The 20165-nt window shown below is 67.5% G+C and carries 15 protein-coding genes; 7 read left to right on the plus strand and 8 right to left on the minus strand.

Annotated features, from left to right (window positions below):
* The first annotated feature begins 151 nt into the window (after positions 1 to 151).
* From F0U60_RS54530 to F0U60_RS54540, 3 genes are all read left to right on the plus strand, one after another.
* A complete protein-coding gene (locus F0U60_RS54530; protein WP_395812525.1) occupies positions 152 to 547 on the plus strand; it encodes a hypothetical protein in 396 nt (131 codons plus the stop codon).
* A 207-nt stretch (positions 548 to 754) separates the two neighbouring features.
* Positions 755 to 2185: a multicopper oxidase family protein gene (locus tag F0U60_RS54535; protein ID WP_395812527.1), complete on the plus strand. Its 1431-nt coding sequence runs from the start codon at positions 755 to 757 to the stop codon at positions 2183 to 2185.
* Between the two features lie 84 nt (positions 2186 to 2269).
* On the plus strand, positions 2270 to 2470 hold the full coding sequence (locus F0U60_RS54540) for a hypothetical protein (protein ID WP_395812529.1): 201 nt from the start codon (positions 2270 to 2272) through the stop codon (positions 2468 to 2470).
* On the opposite strand, the gene F0U60_RS54545 is transcribed toward F0U60_RS54540, so the two are convergent.
* Complete coding sequence (locus tag F0U60_RS54545) at positions 2455 to 3054, minus strand: short chain dehydrogenase (RefSeq protein WP_395812531.1); 600 nt, start codon at positions 3052 to 3054, stop codon at positions 2455 to 2457. The two genes, F0U60_RS54540 and F0U60_RS54545, sit on opposite strands and share 16 nt — an antisense overlap.
* A gap of 109 nt (positions 3055 to 3163) precedes the next feature.
* On the opposite strand from F0U60_RS54545, the gene F0U60_RS54550 reads away from it, so the two are divergent.
* A complete protein-coding gene (locus F0U60_RS54550; RefSeq protein ID WP_395812533.1) occupies positions 3164 to 4084 on the plus strand; it encodes a LysR substrate-binding domain-containing protein in 921 nt (306 codons plus the stop codon).
* Between the two features lie 236 nt (positions 4085 to 4320).
* On the plus strand, positions 4321 to 7263 hold the full coding sequence (locus tag F0U60_RS54555; protein ID WP_395812535.1) for a tetratricopeptide repeat protein: 2943 nt from the start codon (positions 4321 to 4323) through the stop codon (positions 7261 to 7263).
* A 457-nt stretch (positions 7264 to 7720) separates the two neighbouring features.
* On the opposite strand, the gene F0U60_RS54560 is transcribed toward F0U60_RS54555, so the two are convergent.
* On the minus strand, positions 7721 to 8626 hold the full coding sequence (locus tag F0U60_RS54560) for a sigma-70 family RNA polymerase sigma factor (RefSeq protein ID WP_395812537.1): 906 nt from the start codon (positions 8624 to 8626) through the stop codon (positions 7721 to 7723).
* 63 nt (positions 8627 to 8689) lie between these two features.
* The gene (locus F0U60_RS54565; protein WP_395812539.1) at positions 8690 to 11803 is read right to left on the minus strand and encodes a tetratricopeptide repeat protein; all 3114 of its coding nucleotides are present in this window, start codon (positions 11801 to 11803) and stop codon (positions 8690 to 8692) included.
* A gap of 198 nt (positions 11804 to 12001) precedes the next feature.
* On the opposite strand from F0U60_RS54565, the gene F0U60_RS54570 reads away from it, so the two are divergent.
* On the plus strand, positions 12002 to 13600 hold the full coding sequence (locus tag F0U60_RS54570) for a hypothetical protein (RefSeq protein WP_395812541.1): 1599 nt from the start codon (positions 12002 to 12004) through the stop codon (positions 13598 to 13600).
* 296 nt (positions 13601 to 13896) lie between these two features.
* Here F0U60_RS54570 and F0U60_RS54575 read toward each other — a convergent pair whose 3' ends face one another.
* Positions 13897 to 14451 (minus strand): hypothetical protein, encoded by a 555-nt coding sequence (locus tag F0U60_RS54575; protein WP_395812543.1) that lies wholly within the window; start codon positions 14449 to 14451, stop codon positions 13897 to 13899.
* Between the two features lie 626 nt (positions 14452 to 15077).
* Complete coding sequence (locus F0U60_RS54580; protein WP_395812545.1) at positions 15078 to 15404, minus strand: hypothetical protein; 327 nt, start codon at positions 15402 to 15404, stop codon at positions 15078 to 15080.
* Positions 15405 to 15601: 197 nt separating this feature from the next.
* Between F0U60_RS54580 and F0U60_RS54585 the strand changes: the two genes are divergently transcribed.
* Positions 15602 to 16384 (plus strand): class I SAM-dependent methyltransferase, encoded by a 783-nt coding sequence (locus tag F0U60_RS54585; RefSeq protein WP_395812547.1) that lies wholly within the window; start codon positions 15602 to 15604, stop codon positions 16382 to 16384.
* Positions 16385 to 16451: 67 nt separating this feature from the next.
* On the opposite strand, the gene F0U60_RS54590 is transcribed toward F0U60_RS54585, so the two are convergent.
* From F0U60_RS54590 to F0U60_RS54600, 3 genes are all read right to left on the minus strand, one after another.
* Positions 16452 to 17222 carry a polysaccharide lyase gene (locus F0U60_RS54590; protein ID WP_395812549.1) on the minus strand — a complete coding sequence of 257 codons (771 nt, stop codon included), beginning with the start codon at positions 17220 to 17222 and terminating at the stop codon, positions 16452 to 16454.
* A 153-nt stretch (positions 17223 to 17375) separates the two neighbouring features.
* A complete protein-coding gene (locus F0U60_RS54595; RefSeq protein WP_395812551.1) occupies positions 17376 to 18251 on the minus strand; it encodes a DUF3626 domain-containing protein in 876 nt (291 codons plus the stop codon).
* Positions 18232 to 20100 carry an erythromycin esterase family protein gene (locus F0U60_RS54600; RefSeq protein WP_395812553.1) on the minus strand — a complete coding sequence of 623 codons (1869 nt, stop codon included), beginning with the start codon at positions 20098 to 20100 and terminating at the stop codon, positions 18232 to 18234. Before F0U60_RS54600 ends, F0U60_RS54595 begins: the two co-directional genes overlap by 20 nt.
* Between the last annotated feature and the right edge of the window lie 65 nt (positions 20101 to 20165).

The following is a 20165-nucleotide window of genomic DNA, read 5'->3' on the forward strand; positions in this document are numbered from 1 at the left end:
GCCGGATGCCGAGGAGCGCCCAGGCGTCCAGGTAGGCAAGCCTGAGTCGTCCCACCGTGCATTCGAGGACAGGCGCCCAGCTTCGGCGGAATAGCACCGCGTGGTGGTCCGGTTGCGGCCGGTACTCGACCCACGTATAGGGATGGGCACCGTGTCGCTGGCTCTTCGCATCTTCACGCTCGCGCTTCTCCTCGGTTGGCAGGCCGCTGCCAGCGGAGTGGGGCTCGCGCACTTCTGTCCGAAGAAAGCCGCGACACGCACCGCCTGCGACTGCCCGCACGACGGGAAGAAGGCGGAGAAGGTCTCACACGACGAGACGGCGTTGCGGAAGGACTGCTGCGACGCGTTGGAGCGGGATATCCCCGCCCCTGCCGTCGTGGACGTCTCCAGCCACGCCTCCCCCGTCGCGGTCCCACCGGCCCCGCCGCCGCTGAGGCTCTCCTTCTCGGCTCCCGAGGGGGGAGAGCGCCGCTCTTTCGCTCTCTGGGACACGCCCCACGCCCAGGGGCCACCTGTCTTCCTCCGCGTCCGCTCGCTCCTCATTTGAGCGCTCCCGGCGCACGTCCCGGGTGCCTCGTCTTTCCTCTGCCCTAGCGAGAGGAGGCTCGAGGCCCCGAGCGCTGTGCCGAACGGGAGAGGCGTGGCCTGGCGCATGTGCGCCGCGCTGCCCCTCTGCCGCTGGAGAGCCCTGAGGGGCCGGGCGCGCCGTTCCGCTCCGGCCAGTCATTCCCTTCCGCTTTGGAGCGCGACTCACGTGTTGACACCATCCGGGTGCGCGCGAGCCCTCGTGGCCGCCGCATTCCTCCTCCTCTTTCATTCAGCTTGCCAGTCGGGCGAGAAGAAGCCGCCCCAGGCCGAGCGGGCCCTGCGCGAATTCGAGGGCGCCTATCCGCTGGAAGCCCGTCCGCTCGGCACGGTGCGAACCTTCGACATCGTGGCCGAGCCCACCGAGGTGCCTCTCATCGACGGCCAGGCGCTGCGCGTCTGGGCCTACAACGGCCAGGTGCCGGGGCCACAGTTGCGCATCCGCTTGGGCGAGACGCTGCGGGTTCGCTTCACCAACCGGCTGCCGCAGGAGACCACCATCCACTGGCACGGCGTAAGGCTGCCCAACGCCATGGACGGCGTGCCCCATGCCACGCAGAAGCCCGTGCAACCGGGAGAGACGTTCGTCTACGAGTTCACCCCGAAGGACGCCGGCACCTTCTGGTTCCACCCGCACGTGCGCAGCAGCGAGCAGGTGGAGCGTGGCCTCTACGGCGTGCTCATCGTCGAGGACGCCGAGCCGCCGCCGTACAGCCGCGACGTGGTGTGGGTCATCGACGACTGGCTGCTCGACGAGACGCGGCAGATCTTCCCGCGCTTCAACACGCGGCATGACCTCGCGCATGACGGGCGGTGGGGCAACGTCATCACGGTGAACGGGCGCACCGATGAGGTGTTGCGCGTACGCCCGGGCGAGCGCATCCGCTTGCGGCTGCTCAACGCCTCGAATGGGCGCGTGGTGGCGCCGGACTTCTCGGGCCTCCAGGCCAAGGTCATCGCGGTGGATGGGATGTACCTGCGCGAGCCCATCGACCCCTCGCGCTTCGAGCTCGCTCCCGGCAACCGCGTGGACATTGACCTCACCTTCAACCAGCTCTCGGGGGAGCCCCTGCGCGTCGTGGACCGGTTCTACGCCCGTCAGCCCAACCTCCTCGCGAGCATCCTGCTCGAGGGCGACATGGTGGACACGCCGGCCTTCGCCTCACCGGCCCGCGCCCACGTGCCCGCGTGGAAGGAAGGGCTCCAGGTACCGGAGCACCACACCTTCCGGTTGAACGCGCGCGGAGGAGGCCCGCTCGGCATCGAGTGGACCATCGACGGCAAGGCCTTCGCGGGACACGAGCACGCCCACGAGGCGGGCCTGACGCTGAAGCAGGGCCAGTTCTACCGGCTGCGGTACGTGAACGAGTCGGCGCGCCTGCACCCCATCCACCTGCATGGGATGTTCTTCCGGCTGCTCGCGCGCGATGGCGTGCCGGTGAACGAGCCGTTCTTCCGCGACACCGTTCTCGTCCACGGACGCGAGGAGGTGGACATCGCGCTCGTCCCCACGGACGTTGGCAGCTGGATGATGCACTGCCACATCCTCGAGCATGCCGAGGCCGGCATGATGACAATGATTGACGTCGAGAAGGACTGAGCACCTCGGACGTCTGGATTCAAACCCTTTCCGCTGTTGAAGACCTATGGGCCGTCCTCGAGCCAGGACGGCGTGGAGAATCAAATGGACGAAGTGATTCTTGTCTCCCTGATGGGCCTCGTGGCGTTTGGTGGCCTCTTCCTGCTGCTGTGCCCGGAGTGGTGGAGCACGAGCCTGGGCACGCTCAAGGAGAAGAAGCCGACGGAAGACAAGCCGACGGCGAAGACTTCGACGCAGACGGTGCCAGAGGCCCCCGAGGCCAGCGCGAATCAGAAGACGCGGTAGATCTGCCCGGTCTGGTGGCCCTCCACGCTGCGGCTGTAGCCGAGGGCCACGCGGGCCGCGGGGACCGCCTCGAAGCCGCGGAAGAAGGGGGCGAGCTGGGGCAGCGACTCCTGCACCACGTTCGGGCTGACCAGGTTGATGCGCAGCCCTCGCGGCAGCTCGATGGCGGCCCCGCGCACGAAGCCCTCGAGTGCGCTGTTCACCAGGGAAGCCGAGCTGCCGTTGCGGATGGGCTGCTCGGCGAGGATGCCGCCCGTCAAGGTGATGGAGCCTCCGTCGTTCAACCAGGCGCGGCCGATCATCGCCAGGTTCACCTGGCCCATGAGCTTGTCGCGCAAGCCGATGTCGAAGTGCTGCTCGGTCATGTCCTCGAGCGGGGCGAAGTGCACGTTTCCAGCGGCCGAGACCACCGCGTCCACGCGGCCCACCTGCTCGAACATGCGGCGGATGCTGGCGCTGTCGGTGATGTCCACCTTCACGTCCCCCTTGCTGCGGCCAGCGCTGACGAGGGTGTGACGGGCGCCCAGCTCCCGGGCGACCGCGCTGCCGATGACTCCGTGGGCTCCAACGAGAAGAACCTTCATGACTGCCTCCGTTTTGTTCGATGATGCGAACCAATGCTCAGGTGTCAGGGAGAATGCGCCTGGGGAGGCCTGGGGATAAACGGGTCCCGGGCGGAAACACTGTTCGCGGATGAAGACAATGTTCGGACGGTTCGATCAGTCGCTGGCCTTCGTCACGGTGGCGGAGCGGGGCAGCTTCACGCGAGCGGCGGAGAAGCTCGGCTGCTCGAAGGCGCACGTGAGCGAGCAGGTGGCGGAGCTGGAGAAGGCGCTGGGCGTGCAGTTGCTGCACCGCACGACACGGCGGCTGGCGCTGACGGAGGCGGGGCGGCTCTACCTGGAGTACTGCCGGCAGTTGCGCGAGATGCTGCTGGAAGCGGAGCGCGCGGTCTCGGCGACCACGACGGAGGTGGAGGGACGACTCCGGGTCACCGCGCCGACGACGCTCGGAGAGACCTTCCTGCCCGAGCTGGTGCTGGAGTTCCAAGCCCTCTACCCCCACGTCGAGGTGGAGCTGGATTTGAGCGTGGTGAGGAGGGACCTGGTGGGGGAGGGGTACGACGTGGCCCTGCGCACGACCCGAGCGCTAGAGGAGCACCTGGTGGCCCGCCCGCTGGGGGTGGTGCGAGAGGTGGTGGTGGCGAGCCCGTCGTTCGTAGCGGCGCACGGACCGCTGGACACGCCCGCGGCGCTGGAGCGGGTCCCGTGCATCCACAACCCGCACTTCCGGGATGATGCCCTGTGGCTGTTCGAGCGCGAGGGCCGCACGGAGACGGCCACGGTGGGAGGCCGGCTGCGCATCAGCCTCTACAGTGCCATCCGGCGCGTGGCGCTGGCGGGGGCCGGAGTGGTGCGGCTGCCACTCTTCCTCGTACGAGAGGATCTCGAGTCCGGCGCGCTGGTGCGCCTGTGCCCCGGGTACGAGCTGGTGGCCATGCCGCTGTACCTGCTCTACCCGGCGCGCCGACACCAGCCCCTGCGCACGCGAGTGTTCATCGACTTCCTGCTGCGCTGGTTCGAGGTACCCGAGCGCCGCGCGCTGCTCACCTGAGAAGGCGGCAACACGACGCATTCCGTGCTGATCAGCTAAGCTCTCATTGTATTTCGCGTGAGCGAGGCTTGCACATGGGCAATCAGGACCATGGGGGGAGGGCCGGATTGGGCTTCGATGCCATGGGGGAGACAAGCACTGTGGAGCCGAAAGCTCCCGATTTGCCTTCCGCGATGTCCACGGAGGGTGACTCCCACGCGCTGGCCCCAGGGAGAACCCCGGGGGGACGCTACACCGTGCTCCACCAACTCGGACAGGGAGGCATGGGCGTAGTGCTCGCGGCCTACGACACCCGGCTGGACAGGCGCGTGGCGCTCAAATTGCTGCGCTACACGCGAGACTCCGTGGGAGGCAACAGTGACCGGAAGGCCCGTCAGGTACGCGAAGCGATGGCCATGGCGCGTCTCTCACATCCCAATGTGGTCGCCGTCTATGACGTAGGTCCTCTGGAGGATGGCTCCCTTTTCATCGCCATGGAGTACGTGCAGGGGCAGACGTTGCGGCATTGGTGTGAAAGCACGTCGCCCTCCTGGCGCGCGGTTCTGGATGCGTACCTGGCCGCCGGGAAGGGTCTGGCGGCGGCACACGCGGCCGGGTTGGTCCATCGCGACTTCAAACCAGACAACGTGCTCGTGGATCACAATGGCCGGGTACGAGTGACCGATTTTGGCCTGGCACGCCAAAGTGAAGCAACGACTGACCCTGCGCTGAAGCCGCCCTCCTCTGAAGTTGGAATCGTTGATGAGCCCGATGCGTCCTCCAATCCATTGGGACTGCCGTTGACACGAAAGGGTGCCATTCTCGGGACACCGGCATACATGGCACCCGAGCAGTTCCGCGATACCGCCGTGGATGCCCGCAGCGATCAGTTCTCCTTCGCTGTCGCCCTTTGGGAGGCCCTCTATGGTGAGTTTCCCTTCGAGGGGGACACCTTCGCCGTGCGTGAGGAGAATGTGCTGGCGGCTCGTATCAAATCCCCTCCACCCGATGCCAGGGTCCCCTCCTGGGTACACCACGTCCTGCTGCGCGCGCTCAACCCTCAGCCGGAGGCTCGTTACCACTCCCTGGATGCATTGTTGGCCCTCCTCGCGAGAGATCCCGCCCACGTGCGCCGGTGGTGGCTCACCGCGACCGCGATGCTCATCCTCGCCACCTGTTCGGGTCTGCTGGCCTACGACGCCTGGAACCAGCAGCACACCCACTTGTGCACGAGTGCGCCAGAAAAGCTGACGGGCATCTGGGATAACTCACGCCAACAGGCCATCGAGAAGGCATTCCTCGCTACGGGCCTCCCCTATGCCCGGGATACCTGGGAGCATGTCCGCAAGTCACTGCACGCGTATTCCGAAGCGTGGACGGGCATGCATCGGGAAACGTGTGAGGCCACACGCATCCGCGGCGAGCAGTCCGAAGACGTGATGTCTCTGCGCATGGTCTGCCTGGAGAACCGTCGGCAGGACCTGGCCGCGCTCACCGAGGTCTTCACCGACGCCAACCCCACCGTGGTGGAGAAAGCCATCTCCGCCGCCAGTGCCCTGCGTCCTCTCCAGGGTTGCGCGGACGTGGAGGCCTTGATGGCCGAGGTGAAGCCGCCCGAGGATGCCACCACGCGCCAGGAGGTAGCGACCGCCCGCGCCCAGCTTGCTCGCGTCAAGGCGCTCACCGAGGCTGGCAGGTACGAGGACGCCCTGACGCTAGCCACGGCAGTGACCACGAGCACGGCAAGGCTTGACTACAAGCCCATCCAAGCCGAGGCCCTCTTCATGCAGGCCTGGACGCAGATCATCTCCGGCCAGAACCAGGACGTCCCCCAGATGCTCACCGAGGCGTTCGTGCTCGCACTCGCCTCGCGGCACGACAGCATCCGGACGGCAGCCGCCGTGCGGCTGATGGGCTACTACAGCAAGCACGGGCCCCAGGAGGAAAACGATCGCTGGAAGCACTTCGCGGAGGCCTTGCTCGACCGGATGGGAGAGCGCGGAGAGTTGCGCGCCACCTTCTTCAACAACCAGGGCTTGGCCTTCTACCACCAGGGCAGGTTCGCCGAGGCCCACGAGTCCTTCGACAGGGCCTTCGTCCTAGCGCAGCAGACGCTCGGCCCCGCGCACGCGACGACGCTGCGCTACGCCAGCAACTCCCTGGCCGCGCTGGGCAACCTGGACCGTGTCGACGAGTCCCTGCGGGCGCTCGAGACGCTCGTCCGCCTGGGCGAGAACAACCTCGGACCCGGCCACCCGTTCCTCACCCAGCCCCTGATGAACCTGGCGAACATCTATGCCCTCCAGGGGCGCAACGCCGAGGCGCGCCGCCTGCTGGATCGGGTGCGGGAGATCGGCCAGCAGGCGTACAGGAGTGACTCGGAGGAATGGGCCCACTTCCACATCTCCTATGGAGACCTCGAGGCCACGGAGGGTCATGAGGCCGCGGCGCTCAAGCACTACAACGAGGCCGTGCGCCGCTTCCGGGAGCTGATGGGCCCGGAGAGCCCGTACCTGATGCAGGCGCTCGTGAGCGTGGCGGAGGCCCAGACATCACTGGAGCAGCTGTCCGAGGCGCAACGGACCTTCCAGCAGGTGGTGGAGCTGGCGAAGAAGGACCCGAAGAAGCACGAGCACGTGTACACCAGGGCCCTGGTGGGGCTCGCGGATCTGCACGATGCGCGAGGTCAGTACGAGAAGGCGCTCCGGCTGCACCAGCAGGCGCTGGATCTGCGCGAACGAAACCTGGGCCCCGAGCACATCAACACGGCCCTCATCCGCGTAAACATCGGCAGCAGCTACCTCGCGCAAGGCCAGGCCGCCCGCGCGCTCGCCATCTTCGAGAAGGAGCTGGCGCTCTTCGAGAAGATGATGGGAGTGGATTCACCCATCGGCGTGCTGCCCCTGGAGGGCAAGGGCGAGGCGTTGCAGCGGCTGGGACGGGCCACCGAGGCCATCCCCGTCCTCGAGCGCGTGCTGCGAGTCGTCGAAAGCCATCCGGTGCGTCCGGCCTACCGGGCCTCCGCGCAGTTCGCCATGGCGCGAGCCCTGTGGGATGCGGGACAGCAACCGGAACGCTCCCTGAAGCTCGCCCACTCGGCACAGGCCACCTTCTCCCGCGCCCCCATCCTCTACGCCAAGGCCCTGGCCGAGTTGGATGCGCTATTGAAGCAGCATGCACCGGAGGCCACGGTTCCGTGAGGGGCAGCACCTTCTCAGCCTCTTCGGGTTCCTGGAGGCGCATGGACCGCTAGAATCCTCGGCATTGAACGAATTGACCCGCCACGTATGGCATCCCTTCTTGAACTGTTTGACTCGCTCCCTCCGGAACCTGGGCCAGAACGCAGTGAGGCCGAGTATCGCCTCATCGAGCAACTGACCTTCAGTTCGGCGCAGGAGATTTTGGGCTTTCTGGACAGCGCGCTGGGACGGGACCTGCTTCTCGTCCCAGTCTGGATGAGGAATCTGGCGTACAGACTGGCCTGTCTACAGGAGCCCGACAACACAGCGCTGCTCCGCAGGGCTGCTTCGGATCTGCAATTCGTTGGCCCTGATTGGAATGACACAGCCCATCAACTGCTCAGGCGTGCCGAAGCCCTGGAAGCAGCCCGACGAGATGGAGGGCTCGGCCATTGAAGAGCCGAGCCCGCAACTCGCCTCAGTCGGCCGGGCCGCGGAGCAGGCTCTCCAGGCTCATGTCGAGCGACTGGGCCAGTCCGAGCACGCTCTCCACCTGCGAGGTGTTCATCTTCAGGTGGGCCCCGAGCGCTTCGCGGGTGCGCTCGAGCACCTCCTCACGCGCTCGCGCAATCCATCGGGAAATCGTCGAGGCATTCACCCGGTGCATGGCCCCCAGTTTGTCGAGCTTGATTCCCTCGGCGTAATACATCCGCAGGAGGTTGCGTTCGCGCGTCGACAGCGCCGCCATGGCCTCGTGCAGGGCCGACCGGAGCAGCTCCGCGTGGCGCTCGCGCATCAGCCGCGCCTCCGGATCCAACGCGGGATCCATGGCATCCAGCAGCGTCTGCTCATCCGTCCGCACCTCACGCTGGGTGCCCCTGCGCAGGCTGATCCCCGTCCTCATCGCGGCCACTCGGAGCCACGCCGCGAGCGGCCCCAGCCCCGTGTACGTCGCGAGCTTCGGCGCCTCCCCGTCGCTCACCAGCAGCTTGTGGCCGAGCACGGATCTCACCTCGTCAACGAGCTCGGGCTCGGCGCCCAACCCCCGCATCGCGGCGCGCACCTCGATGTCCAGCCGCTGGCTCAACTCCTTCAGCGCGAGGGCGTCGCCCGAGAGGCAGGCGAAGGCGAGCAGGAGATCGCGCACCTGGACGCAGGAGAGCGCCTCGTCGAGCTCCCCTTCATCGGAGAGCCGCTCCGCCATGTGGCCGACGAACGCCGCCTCGTCCACTGTGAGGGCTGGGAGGCTGCGACGGGCTTCATCGAGCAGCGAACGCAATCGGTGCTCCAGTGCACCGATGTCACCGAGCTTCGCCGCCGCCGCGGACGAGAGGCGTTCGCGGAAGGCCTGGGAGAGGGGAGCCTGGGGAAGCACGGGGCCCATGATACACGGCATCCGCAACGGCCATGAAACACCCCAGCTCCCTCTACGAGTGAGGGCGTTCTCTCACCGGGACTTCGCGCGCACGCGGGCCAGATAGCGCCGGGCCCGGGCGAGCGCCTCGCGGCTGTAACCGTTCTCCCGCAGCGTCACGGCGCGCTCCAGCGAAGCGCGGGCCACCTCGAGTTGCCCGAGGTGGAATGCCGCCACCCCCATGGCGCTCAGGGAGGAAGCGAGCATGGGACTCTCGGGCCCCAAATCCTTTTCCTGTGCGGCGAGGGCGCGCTCGGCCGTCGTGAGCGCCTCGGCGTACCGGCGCAGCGCGATCAGCGCCTCGGCGATGTTCAACAGGATGACGGCCTTGTCGGCGCTGTCCGGCTCGAAGCTCGGCTCGTACAGTGCGAGCGCCTTGCGGTGCGTCGCGAGCGCCTCGGCATGGCGGCCTTCCTGGAAGAGGACCTGGCCGAGGTTGTCGAGACACAAGCCGACGGAGAAGTGCTCGGGGCCGAACGCCTGGGCGTAGATGGTCCTGGCCCGCTCCAAGGACTCCTTCGCGGCGGCGTACTGCATCCCGCGGGCCTGGAGCAAGCCGAGATCCAAGAGGATCTGGCCATAATCAGGGTGGTCGGGGCCGAGCGCCTTCTCGGTGATGGCCCGCGCGCGGTGGAGCACGGCGAGCGCCTCGTCGAGCCGACCCCTGTTGGCGAGCAACGGGCCCAGGGGCAGCAGAGCCATCGCGACATCCGGGTGCTCGGGGCCGTGGAGCTTCTCCGCGAGCGCGAGTGCGCGCTCGTGCACCTGGAACGCACGCTCCTCCTCACCCCTGCGGATCTCCAGCCTGCCAATCGCCATCAGCAGCCTGGCGACCAGGGGGTGCTCCCCGAGCGAGGCCTGCTCCATGATCTCCAGGGAACGCCGGTAGCGCGCCTCGGCTTCCTCGGACTTCTCCGTGATTTGAAACACCAGGCCCAGGTTGAACAACGAGATGGCGACCTTCGGGTGCCTGGACCCGAAGGCCTTCTCGCGGATCGCGAGCGCCCGCTCGTGGTACTCGCGAGCCTCGTCGTAGAGGGAGAGACTCGTGCACGTGCTGGCGGCATCGTTGAGGGTCTGCGCCAGGTCGGGATGATCCTCGGGAAGGAGCCGGCGCTGGATCGCGAGCGCCTCCTGCGCGTCCTTCAAGGACGCCTGATAGTCCCCCTTGAACCGCAGCACGCCGCTGCGGCTCGCGAGCAGCCGGGCTCGCTCCAGCTCGGCGTTGCCGAGGCGGACGATGGCGGCACGCGCGTGCGCCTCGAGCGCGAGTGCGTCGTCGAAACGCGACAGCCTGCTGCCCACGACAAAGACGAGCTTCGTCCAGGCCCGCGCCACGGTGACGTCATCGCGCCCGGCCTCCGCCGCGAGCACGGCCTCACGCAGGGACTTCTCGGCGGCCTTCCCATCTCCCAGTTGCTCCTCGGCTTCGCCCTGGAGCACGGCGAGCTGCGCCTCCAGGGGCTGGTACCCGGTGGCACTCGCTTGCGCACGGAGCTCGCGCAACAGCGCGAGGGCCTCCTTGTACCTTCCCGCGTTCACGAGCGTATGGACCTCGGCCGCCTTCACGCCGAGTGCCTCCACCTTCGCGCGGATCGCGGGCTCCGTCGGTGGTGGCACCTTCTCGCTCAGCGCTCGGAGGTCGGCGCAGCGGGAGAGGGGCGGCAGGGCACGCGCCGCCTCCACCGCGCGCTCCACGACGCCCTTGTCGGCCCGGGTGAAGAACGTCCCGAGCGCCTTCACCTCCTCGAGCCGCTCGTCGAGACACATCATCCGGAGTGCCTGATGCGCCTCGAGCTGCTCCTTGCGCACCTGGGTCGCCTCGCACGCGTCCCTGCGGGCCTCAACCCACTCACGCGTGTACCCGTCGAGGATCGCCGCGCTCAGCTGAGCGGCGTCCTCCGCGAAGGAAGCACCGGTGGCGCGGAACGCCTCGAGCATCGTGCGCTTGCGCTCGGCGTCCCAGACGCCGACGAGCTTCTGTTCCCCACCCGAGCACACCTGGCTCGGCGTCCCAAGCGCACGGGCCCCGATCGCACCCAGGCCGAGGAGCGCGAGGAGGCCCATGCCCAGGCCCACCCTGCGCGAGAGCACGGACTCCTTCGGCGCGAGCTCCGCGAGCAACGCGTCCATCGAAGCGAAGCGCTCTTCCTTCCGGGGGCGTAGCGCGCGAAGCACGGCGCGCCGGACACGCTCCGGCACCTCTCCGCTCATGGATGGCTCCACGGGGCCTCGCTCCTTGCTCAACGCGAGCTCCTCGAGGGTCTTCTCCTCGAAGGGCCTGCGCCGGTAGAGCGCCTCATGGAGCGCGACGCCGAAGCTGAATTGATCCGCGAGCGGACCGGCCCGCTCGCCGCGGTGCTGCTCCGGTGCCATGTAATACGGCGTCCCGAGCAGCCCCTCTGTTCGGGTCCCCTCAAAGGCGTGCGCGCCGCCGGTGGCTCCGGCTCCGGAGGACTCCTCGCTCGTCCACCCACCTGCGAGGCCGAAGTCCGTGACCCGGACGCGGCCGTCCTTGCCGACCAGCACATTGGCGGGCTTGAAGTCCCGGTGGACGAGGCCCGCTGCGTGGGCCGCCGCGAGTCCTCGCCCCGCCTGCACGAAGTGCTCCAGGATGGCACGGGTGGGATGGGGGCCCTCGTTGAGCCAGGCGGAGAGCGGCTGGCCGTCGACGTACTCCATGGCGATGAAGATCTGCCCGTCGTGTTTGTCGACGTCGTAGATCGTCACCACGTTCGGATGCGAGAGCCGCGCGGCGATACGCGCCTCGCGCAGGAGCCGGGCCGAGGCGAGGTCCACCCCGATGCGCGCGGCCAGCTCACCTCGCAGGACCTTGAGCGCCACCTTGCGCTCGAGCGCGGAGTCGTGCGCGGCATACACGATGCCCATTCCGCCCCTGCCGAGCACGTCGAGGAGCGTGTAACGACCAAACCGCGCGCCGTGCTCGAGCGGTGCGAGGCCGGAGGCGGGCTCCTGGACGACCTCGTGATCCTTGCTTCCCGTGGCGAGCGACGCCCTGGCGGCCGCGACAACCAGTGAGCGGCACGACTCGCAGGTGTCGATGTGGGCGTCGAGCGCGTTGGCCTCGACGATCGGCAACCGCCCTTCGACGAAGGCAAGGATGGTGTTCTCTCCAGGGTGCCTCATCGCCGTCCCAGGGCCCTCTCCTCGACGACATCGAGGCTATCAGGTTTACCGAGGCTCCACCGACGGCCCTCCCCAACCCGGGGGCAGCCGATTCTTCAGATTTCCGTGCAAGAACCGCGAACCCCGAGCGTCCATGAAGCACGAGGCGGAAATCTCCCCTCTGGAACGCGTTCCATTTGCTTGGAAACGGAGACCCTCATGCGAGTCAAGACAGCGATATTTTGCGGCATCCTGGTCGCGTGTGGTGGAGGAGCAGGCCCTGTTGACATCCATGAACCAGGCGGCGACGAGGGAAGCGGTGCGCCTGAAACACAGACGCCCGTAACGCCCCCTGCGCCTACCGCGCCCACGTCGCCCGAGGTCTCACCCGCGCAGTTGTCGCTGCGGCCCTGCGAGCCCTCCGGGAAGGGAAAGGACTACCAGGTGGGCCCCGGAGCAGGACAGCTCGCCTCGCTGGCGGAGGTTCCGTGGGAGAGCCTGGCCGCGGGCGACACGGTGCGCGTGTTCCACCGCTCCACGCCTTACCGCGGCAAGATTCTGCTGGCAGCCCAGGCGCGGGAGGATGCGCCGGTGCGAGTGTGCGGCGTGCCGGGGCCGAATGGCGAGCGCCCCGTCATCAGCGGTCAGGACGCGGTGGCGCGCCGAGGCCTGGACTACGGGCACGAGCTGCACGAGTCCCGCTCGGTCATCGTCATCAACCGCCTGTACGCCCAGGACTGGACGGCCTTCCCGAAGAACATCCAGATCGACGGGCTGCGGATTCAAGGCGCCCATCCGAAGTACCAGTTCACCGACTCCAAGGGGGTGCGGAAGAACTACGTGGAGTTCGGCGCGTGCGTGTGGGTCGAGCGCGGCAACAACATCGTGATTGCGAACAACGAAATCACCGACTGCACCCACGCCATCTTCAGCCGCTCCACGGACGACGGTGACTTCGCGGTGACGCGCAACCTGCGCATCGCCGGCAACCACATGCACGGCAACGGGGTCGCCGGCAGCTACCTGGTGCACAACACCTATATCCAGAGCGTGGGGGTGACGTACGAGTTCAACCACTACGGGCCGCTGCGCGAGGGGGCGCTGGGCAATGCCCTGAAGGACCGCTCGGTGGGGCCGGTGATTCGCTACAACCGCATCGAGGACGGAGCCCGGGCCTTGGACCTGGTGGAGGCCGAGGACTACTCGCCGGTGGCCACGGCGAATCCCGCGTACCGCACGACGCTCGTGTACGGGAACCAGATTGTGAAGGACGGGCGCAAGGGCACCACCATCCACTACGGCGGAGACCACGCGGGCAACGAGGCCATCTACCGCAAGGGCACGCTCTACTTCTTCAACAACACCGTGCACCTCACGGGTGACGGCTACGCGGTGCTCTTCCAACTGTCCACCACGGAGGAGAAGGCCGAGGTGTGGAACAACATCTTCGTGTTCGACGCGGCCATCCAATACCCGCGCATGCGCGAGAAGCAGGACAACGCCGAGGGGATTCCGTCCGGAGGCATCGTGAACCTGGGGCTCAACTGGATTGACGCGAAGTGGAGCGACGCGGGCCCGTGGCACACGGTGGGGGGAGAGCTCAACGGGGAGGAGAACCTCATCACCGGCACCACGCCGCCCATCGACATGAAGACGCTGGTGCCGCTGGCGGGCAGCGCGGTGCTGGACGTGGCGCAGAGCGGGCCGGCCGCAGCCAGCGGGCACCCCGTCCAGTACCAGCTGGATGCCGCCTACAAGCCGAAGGCTCGAGTGGCCGTGGGCGCGAGGATGGACCTGGGAGCGCTGGAGCGCCCGTAAGCCCCAAACACATCGGGGAGGAGCCGCCCCAGCAGCTCCTCCCCGACGCGTTGCCCAACCCACTTCCCCAGAAGTGCCCTACCCCGACCCGCCCGTCCTGCCCCAACCCGCCCGTCCTACCCCGACCCGCCCGTCCTGCCCCAACCCACCCACTTCCCGGCAGAGGGCTATAGCAGGCTGCGTGCCAGGGTCTCTTCTGGCCTGAGGCGTGTGATTTCAGGGGGTTACGTCGTGGCGGTGGGAGCCCCTGCCCTGGAGGGCAGTAAGCCTTACGGCCCGTGGACAGGAGTTCCCGCTCAGGCGGGCAGGGTGAAGCGGTAGAGGACCTCCTGGTCACCCCGGCTGAAGCCCTTGACCACCTCGTGCGGAATCTCCTTGCCGCTCAGGTAGGTAAGCCCGCCGTACCCGAAGCCCATCACCGAGAGCTCGAAGTAGATGTGGGGCCGGGGCACACCGATGATGCGCAGCTCCACCTCAGTGCCTTGAACCTTCGCCGTCAGATCGCCCTGGGTGAAGTAACCCTTCCAGATGCCTGGGGTGAACAGCGCGAAGCGCCGGTAGTCCCCCTTGCTGAACAGCGCCTTGAGCTGACCCTGGCCCAGTGCGTACTCGGCGGACTTGATGCCGTACTTCCAGAAGGCATGAGGATCCCCCTCGTAGAAGTGCTGGGTCATGGCGTCGTTGAGCCGCAGGAAGGCCTCCACCGGGATGCGCGTCACCGGCAGCACGGGCTGAGCGAAGATGGGATCCCGCTTCGCCTGCTCCGCGAGGAAGGCGAGCCACCGCTCCCTCCCGAAGGACTGCTCCGCCTGGGCCTGCCGTGCCAGGAACGCGACGCCTTTGACTTCCATCCGTTGTGCCTCCGCTGCCGTCTGGCCGCCTCGGGTGTCACACGGACCCCTGGCCGGCTCACCTGGCATTCTGCGCCAGGTGACGGCGGCCGGGAAGATCCGGGAAGACTGTAAAAAGCTGGTTTCCCGCGATCCCGAAAGGATGTCAAAGGATTCGTGCCGCAGCCCCCGTGGACCGGGCCCCAAAACAAATCGGGGAGGAGCCGCGCCCCCGCGACCCCTCCCCGACTCGTTCCCCAGACCCACTTCCCCCGAAGTGTCCCTCCCCTGAATCCCCCCTGAAACCGACCGACCCCGACCCGCCCGTCCTGCCCCGACCCGCCCGTCCTGCCCCGAACCACCCACTGACTTCGTGCCAGAGGGCTATAGCAGTCCGCGTGCCAGGGCCTGTCCCGCCCAAGAGTCTGTGATTCCAAGGGCTTACGTGTCGGCGGTGGGCGGCCCTGCCCCCGAGGGCAGTAAGCCTTACAACCTTGGACATCCCCCACGATGGACTGACGCGCGTGCTTGAATCGCGCCGGGAGCACACCCAGGGCACGGTGAAGCACGAACGCGCCCCCGGCCGTCTGCGCAGCATGTCCCGCCTGCGCCACCATGCTCCGCACAGTGCGGCCCACCTCAGGTGCTTACTGTTGTGCAGGTGAGCCCTCGGCGCTGGTCTCGAAGTCGAAGAACTCCTCGGGCAAGGTGACGAGAACACGACCAATCCCGCACACCACGACGCGCCTCGTTTCAGGCTCCAGGTAGAGCCGCACACAGCAGCCCTGCACGTAGAAGCGCAGCCCCAGGTCGTCCTGGTAGACGAACTGTGTCCACCTCTCGTCACCTGGGGGCCAGAGCGCCGCCAGCTCCGCGATCCGCGCGAGCATCAGGTGGATGGTCACGCACGTGTTCCGAGGCAACTCCTCCATCAAGGCGAACAGGTCATCAGGCAATTCGATGGCATAAGACATGTCATCACAGTGGGGCCCGCGCCCCCGTACAAGAACTGTACGGGTGGGCCATGGACGCGCCTGTCCCCTCGCACTCCGAACAGCCACAGGGGGGACCTGCACTCCAGCCCTGGTCAACGGCCCCGGGAATGCCGTCCGCGGAGAAGGACCCTTCCTTTCATGACACGGCAGATGCAACTGCGTATACAGTAACGCCCATGGGAACGACCGACACGCGCACGGAGGGGGCCCGGCAGATGTGGGGCCTCGGGGACTACACGGGACTGGCCGGACGACTCATGCCCGCCTCACAGGCCCTGATCGCAAAGGTGGAGCCGGTCGCGGGCCGGAGAGTGCTCGACGTGGCGGCCGGCACGGGCAACGCGGCCTGGCTCGCCGCCGAACGAGGCGCCAAAGTGACGGCGTGCGACCTGTCGCCCCGGATGGTGCAGCTCGGACGGGAGCGGACGGGGCCGCGCGTGGAATGGCTCGAGGCCAACGCCGAGGACTTGCCCCTGCCCGCTGGCAGCTTCGACGTGGCCCTCTCCGCCTTCGGCGTCATCTTCGTGCCGAGGCCGGAAGTGGCCCTGGCCCAGTTGCGCCGGGTGCTCGTGCCCGGAGGCGTGCTCGCGCTGACGGCCTGGACGAACGATGGGGTCATGGCGCGGATGACCGACGCCCTACGCCCCTTCTTTCCGCCCTCGCCCACGGAAGGGCCGGACTCGCTCAGCTGGGGCAAGGAAGCCCAGGTGCGCTCCTGGCTGAGCGAGGGCTTCACGCGAATCGAGGTCCAGCGGCGCACGTTGCCCTGGCACTTCGACTCACCCGCCCAGATGACGGCGTTCCTCAAGGAGCACTCGCCCATCCACGTGGCCCTGGGACACATGGCGGGAGAGCGGGCCGGGGAGATGTTCGCGACCCTCGAGCGCATGGTGTCGCCCGAGGGTGGGCCGGTCCGGTTGGAGGCGGAGTATCTGCTCGTGTCCGCGGTGGCGGCCTGAGCACCCCGAGTGGAGCTGACGCGCACCAGCCCTCTGTGGGAGTTGGAGTCGGGGGCCGGACGCGGCGCTACCACTGAGCGGGATCGGCGTCGGCGAAGGTCGTGCCCGCGCCGATCTCGTCGAACCAGACGCTGCGCGTCCCCTGGCTGCCCTGCATGTACTTGTCGTCGTACCAGCCATTCGCGTAGAGGCCGACACGGAACTGGAAGTACCGGTCGTCGTTGACGGTGGTGCTCAGGTTGTACTTCTCGAGCACCTTCTGGCCGTCGAACCACAGCTTGTAGAAGCCGGTGCCGTCGCTCGCCCACTTCGCCTGGATGACAATCTTGTGCCACTCCCCGGCGGTGACCGTGGCGAGGTTGCCGAACGTTTCGGTCTTCTGGCCGCCGCAGACCTCGCCATGTTTCACGCGCGTGAAGAGCTGATTGCCCGAAATCCAGACCATGCTGGACGGCATGTAGTCGTCACAGCCGGTATCGCCGAAATCCGCGATGAACTGTGCCAGGTTGTACGACTGCGGCTGGAACTGCCAATCCTGCTGCAACCGGAACGCGAAGCCGTAGAAGCCGGTGTCACCGCGACGGTACACGTTGTGCTTCACGACCTCCGAGTGATAGCGGCCCCTGTAGGAGGGATCGTAGATCTGCGTCATCTTGAGCGCGGTCGGGCCCTCGTAGGTGACGTTGGTCACCTCGTTGACGGAGCCCTTGTGCTCCCTGTTGATGGAATTCCAGCCGGAGAGGGTACCGGTGTTGTGGAAGATGACAGCGGCGTGCGCAACCAGGCCGAACGTGAGCAGGGAGCCACCAACAGCGACGCCAATGCTTTTCAGTTTCATGGAATCTCAGAGGGGCAAGGGTGAACGAAGACGGAACCGCGTTCCGGTCACAGGGGGTCCGTGACCGTTCTGTTAACCAGGAAATCATGATTAACGCGCGGACTTATACCCGGCTCGATGCGCCAGCGACATCCCCCTTTCGAGTGAGTCTTCCTATCCTGCGTTTCCACCAAAGCGAGCCAGGTAATGCCAGACCCGCTTCAGCGCCTGTTCGTCGTACTGTCCTGAGCGCGCCGCCTCGCCCAGTTCGTTCGGTGTGAGATAACCGTTTCGCATCAGAGACAGGCCCAGCTCGACATAGACCTGTCCCCGGTACTCGGGGTGCGCTCGCAGTGACGCCGCGGACAGGCGAAACCCGGAATGCCACTCGACGGGACAGGGCAGCCGGCGCGCGGAGACTTCGATAGAGGTGCCGCGATAACAGGGGTCCAGCACGAGCGCTTCGACATCACGCTCCAGCGACAGCGGGCCGTGGACGTGCGCTTCGATGTAATCGTCCAGCAAATCCTTGTCATCGGCTTCCGCCAGGGGAATCAGTGACATCCGCTCGGCGACCCCGAAGTGGGTGGGGTGGAAGACGCTGTCGGGGTAGCAGAACGTGGCCCGGTCCAACGTGTCCTCGGTCAATCGCAGGTACGCGGATCCGAATCGCGGCGAGCCTCCCGTGTCCCGCCGACGGAAGTTCAAGGAGCCGTACTTGGGGCGCTCACCTACCGGTTCGGCATCGTAGGCGCCGCCGAAGATGCGGCTCTCCCAGTGCCAGCGGTCACCACCGGGGTGGGCGGTCAGACCCCCATTGCTGGTGCCGGTCTCGAACTGCGAGCGGTAGACCCCTTCCGCGCCGAGGACCTCCAGCAGCGGAAGCCCCCGGAACAATCGGTCGGGATGGAAGTGCAGGGTGATCCGCAGCGAACGCTCAAGGGCCCCGCCCGCGGCCAGAGCCGACACGTGGGCCAGCGCCCGAGCCTGGGGAGAACCGGCGGGAAATCGCTCCAGGGGAGCTCGCGCGTCAGGGATTGGGCTGGGCACGGGTGGTGCGCTCCACGAACAGCAGGCCGTCGTAGCACTCCAGGGCCCGGACCGAGCCCACCGCCGGGTAGCCCTGGTCCGAGAAGATGAAGCCAATGTCGTACGTGGCCTGGGTGCGACGCCACCACTCGTACGCGGCTCCACGACGTGGCAGCGCCCGGAGCTCCACCGCCAGGAGAGGGGCACCCGCCCGGGCGAGCGTGTCATCCAGCGAGCCCTCGGGCGATGGAGGGACGGAGAACTCCACCATGCCCTTGCGCTCCGGAGGTGGGTGGGGGTCCATGTTGAAGGCCTGGAAGGAGCCCTGGCGGAAGGCGAAGCCAAAGACATACAGCTCCGGGCCGAGCGCCTTCGCGAGGTGCCGCCCCATGGGCATGTCCAGCCACTCGCTCGGACCGCGCTTCACGTGCCCGTTGTGCGCCCACACCACGGCCTTCGTCCCGGGTCCATTCCACTCCAGCAGCCAGAGCAGGTTCTCCGCCATGGCCCGATCCCTCATCCCGTTCTCCTCGCGCAGGAGGTGACCCACGTACTGGCGCAGCACGCGGAGGCTCTGTCGCGCCAGGGCCCACTCCTCGGGGCTCGACTGGCGGGTGTACGGCTCGCGCTCGCGCTCGAAGCGCTCGGAGAGGGTGTCGAGCCGTTGCCGTATCTCCTGGTGGCGTTCCTTGGGGAGCCGGAGGAAGGAGCCCGCGTTGCGCTCGGTGAGAGGGGCGAGCGACGTCTGGACTTGAGCGACCTGGGAGGGGTCCACCTTGGACAGATAGGCCACCACACGAGCCACCGCCGCGGGCGAGTACTGCATATCCACGCCCTGGAGCCGGAGCTTCTTCGTGTGCGAGGGATCCGCATTGTAGCGGCGCATCCACTGCACGAGCTCCAACACCTCCTGGGTGTCCCAGGTCTCCCCCTTCAAGAGCTGAGCGGGGTCACCGCGTCCGGTGAGGACGTACTCATCGAGGGCGAGCATCTCAGCGAAGTTGCTCTCGAACGCCATGACGGTGAAGCCCATGCGCGTGACGAGGAATTCGAAGAGCCGGTGTTTGAGCTGGAAGAACTCGCGGGTGCCATGCGTGGCCTCGCCCAGGGCCACCACTCGCACGTCCCGGAGCACGGGCTCGAGCGGCGCCAGATCCTCGAAGCCATGTCCCGCCTCCACGGACTGGAGCTTCAGGCCGTTCCGCCTCACCCAGTCCACGGCGGCCTGTCGCATCGCCTCATCCGCGACTCGCTCCAGGCCCACCACGACGGGCTCGCCCAGACGTTCCACCTGCTGCATCTTCGTCGTGAACCCAGGCGCCGAGACGATGAGGCTGTACGTGCCGTCGCGCGCGGTCTCCAGGTGGAAGCGGCCCGTGGACGAGGCTGGAGGGAAGGCGACGTCATCGTAGGGCATGCCCACCCGGACGACGCGCAGCTCCACGCCAGGGAGGGGCGCTCCCGCCTCGTCCACCACGGTGACGTCCCAGGAGACCCGGTCCTCGGGCACGCGCAGGACCCGAGGGGCCCCGGGTTCGCCCGCCTTTACATGGATGCGCTCCGTGAACAGGACGCGCCCCTCTGGGGTGACGGCAGAGAGGCCGTACGCGCCAGGCGTGAGGGGTCCGAATGAGAAGGCACCCTGCGGCCCCGACCGGACGAGGGCCACCGGGGCATCCGTCCGAAGGTTCCAAGCGGGCACGAAGGGAATCAGACCGACCCTCGCGCCTTCCAGCGGAGCACCATTGGCGCCCAGGACGACCCCCGTGAGTGAGAAGCCCTCTGGGGCGGGCTGGGTCCGAGGCGGGAGGCGAGCCGAGGTACAGCCCAGTCCCCACACGAGCAGTAGAAGCCACGAGACGGTGCGCATCCGGTATCCCTTTACGGCGAACAGGCGAAGAGGAGCATGGCGGAGAATCGGGGGAGAAAAGTGCC

Source organism: Archangium minus (assembly GCF_044360475.1).
In the GTDB taxonomy this organism is placed as follows: Bacteria; Myxococcota; Myxococcia; order Myxococcales; family Myxococcaceae; genus Archangium; species Archangium minus.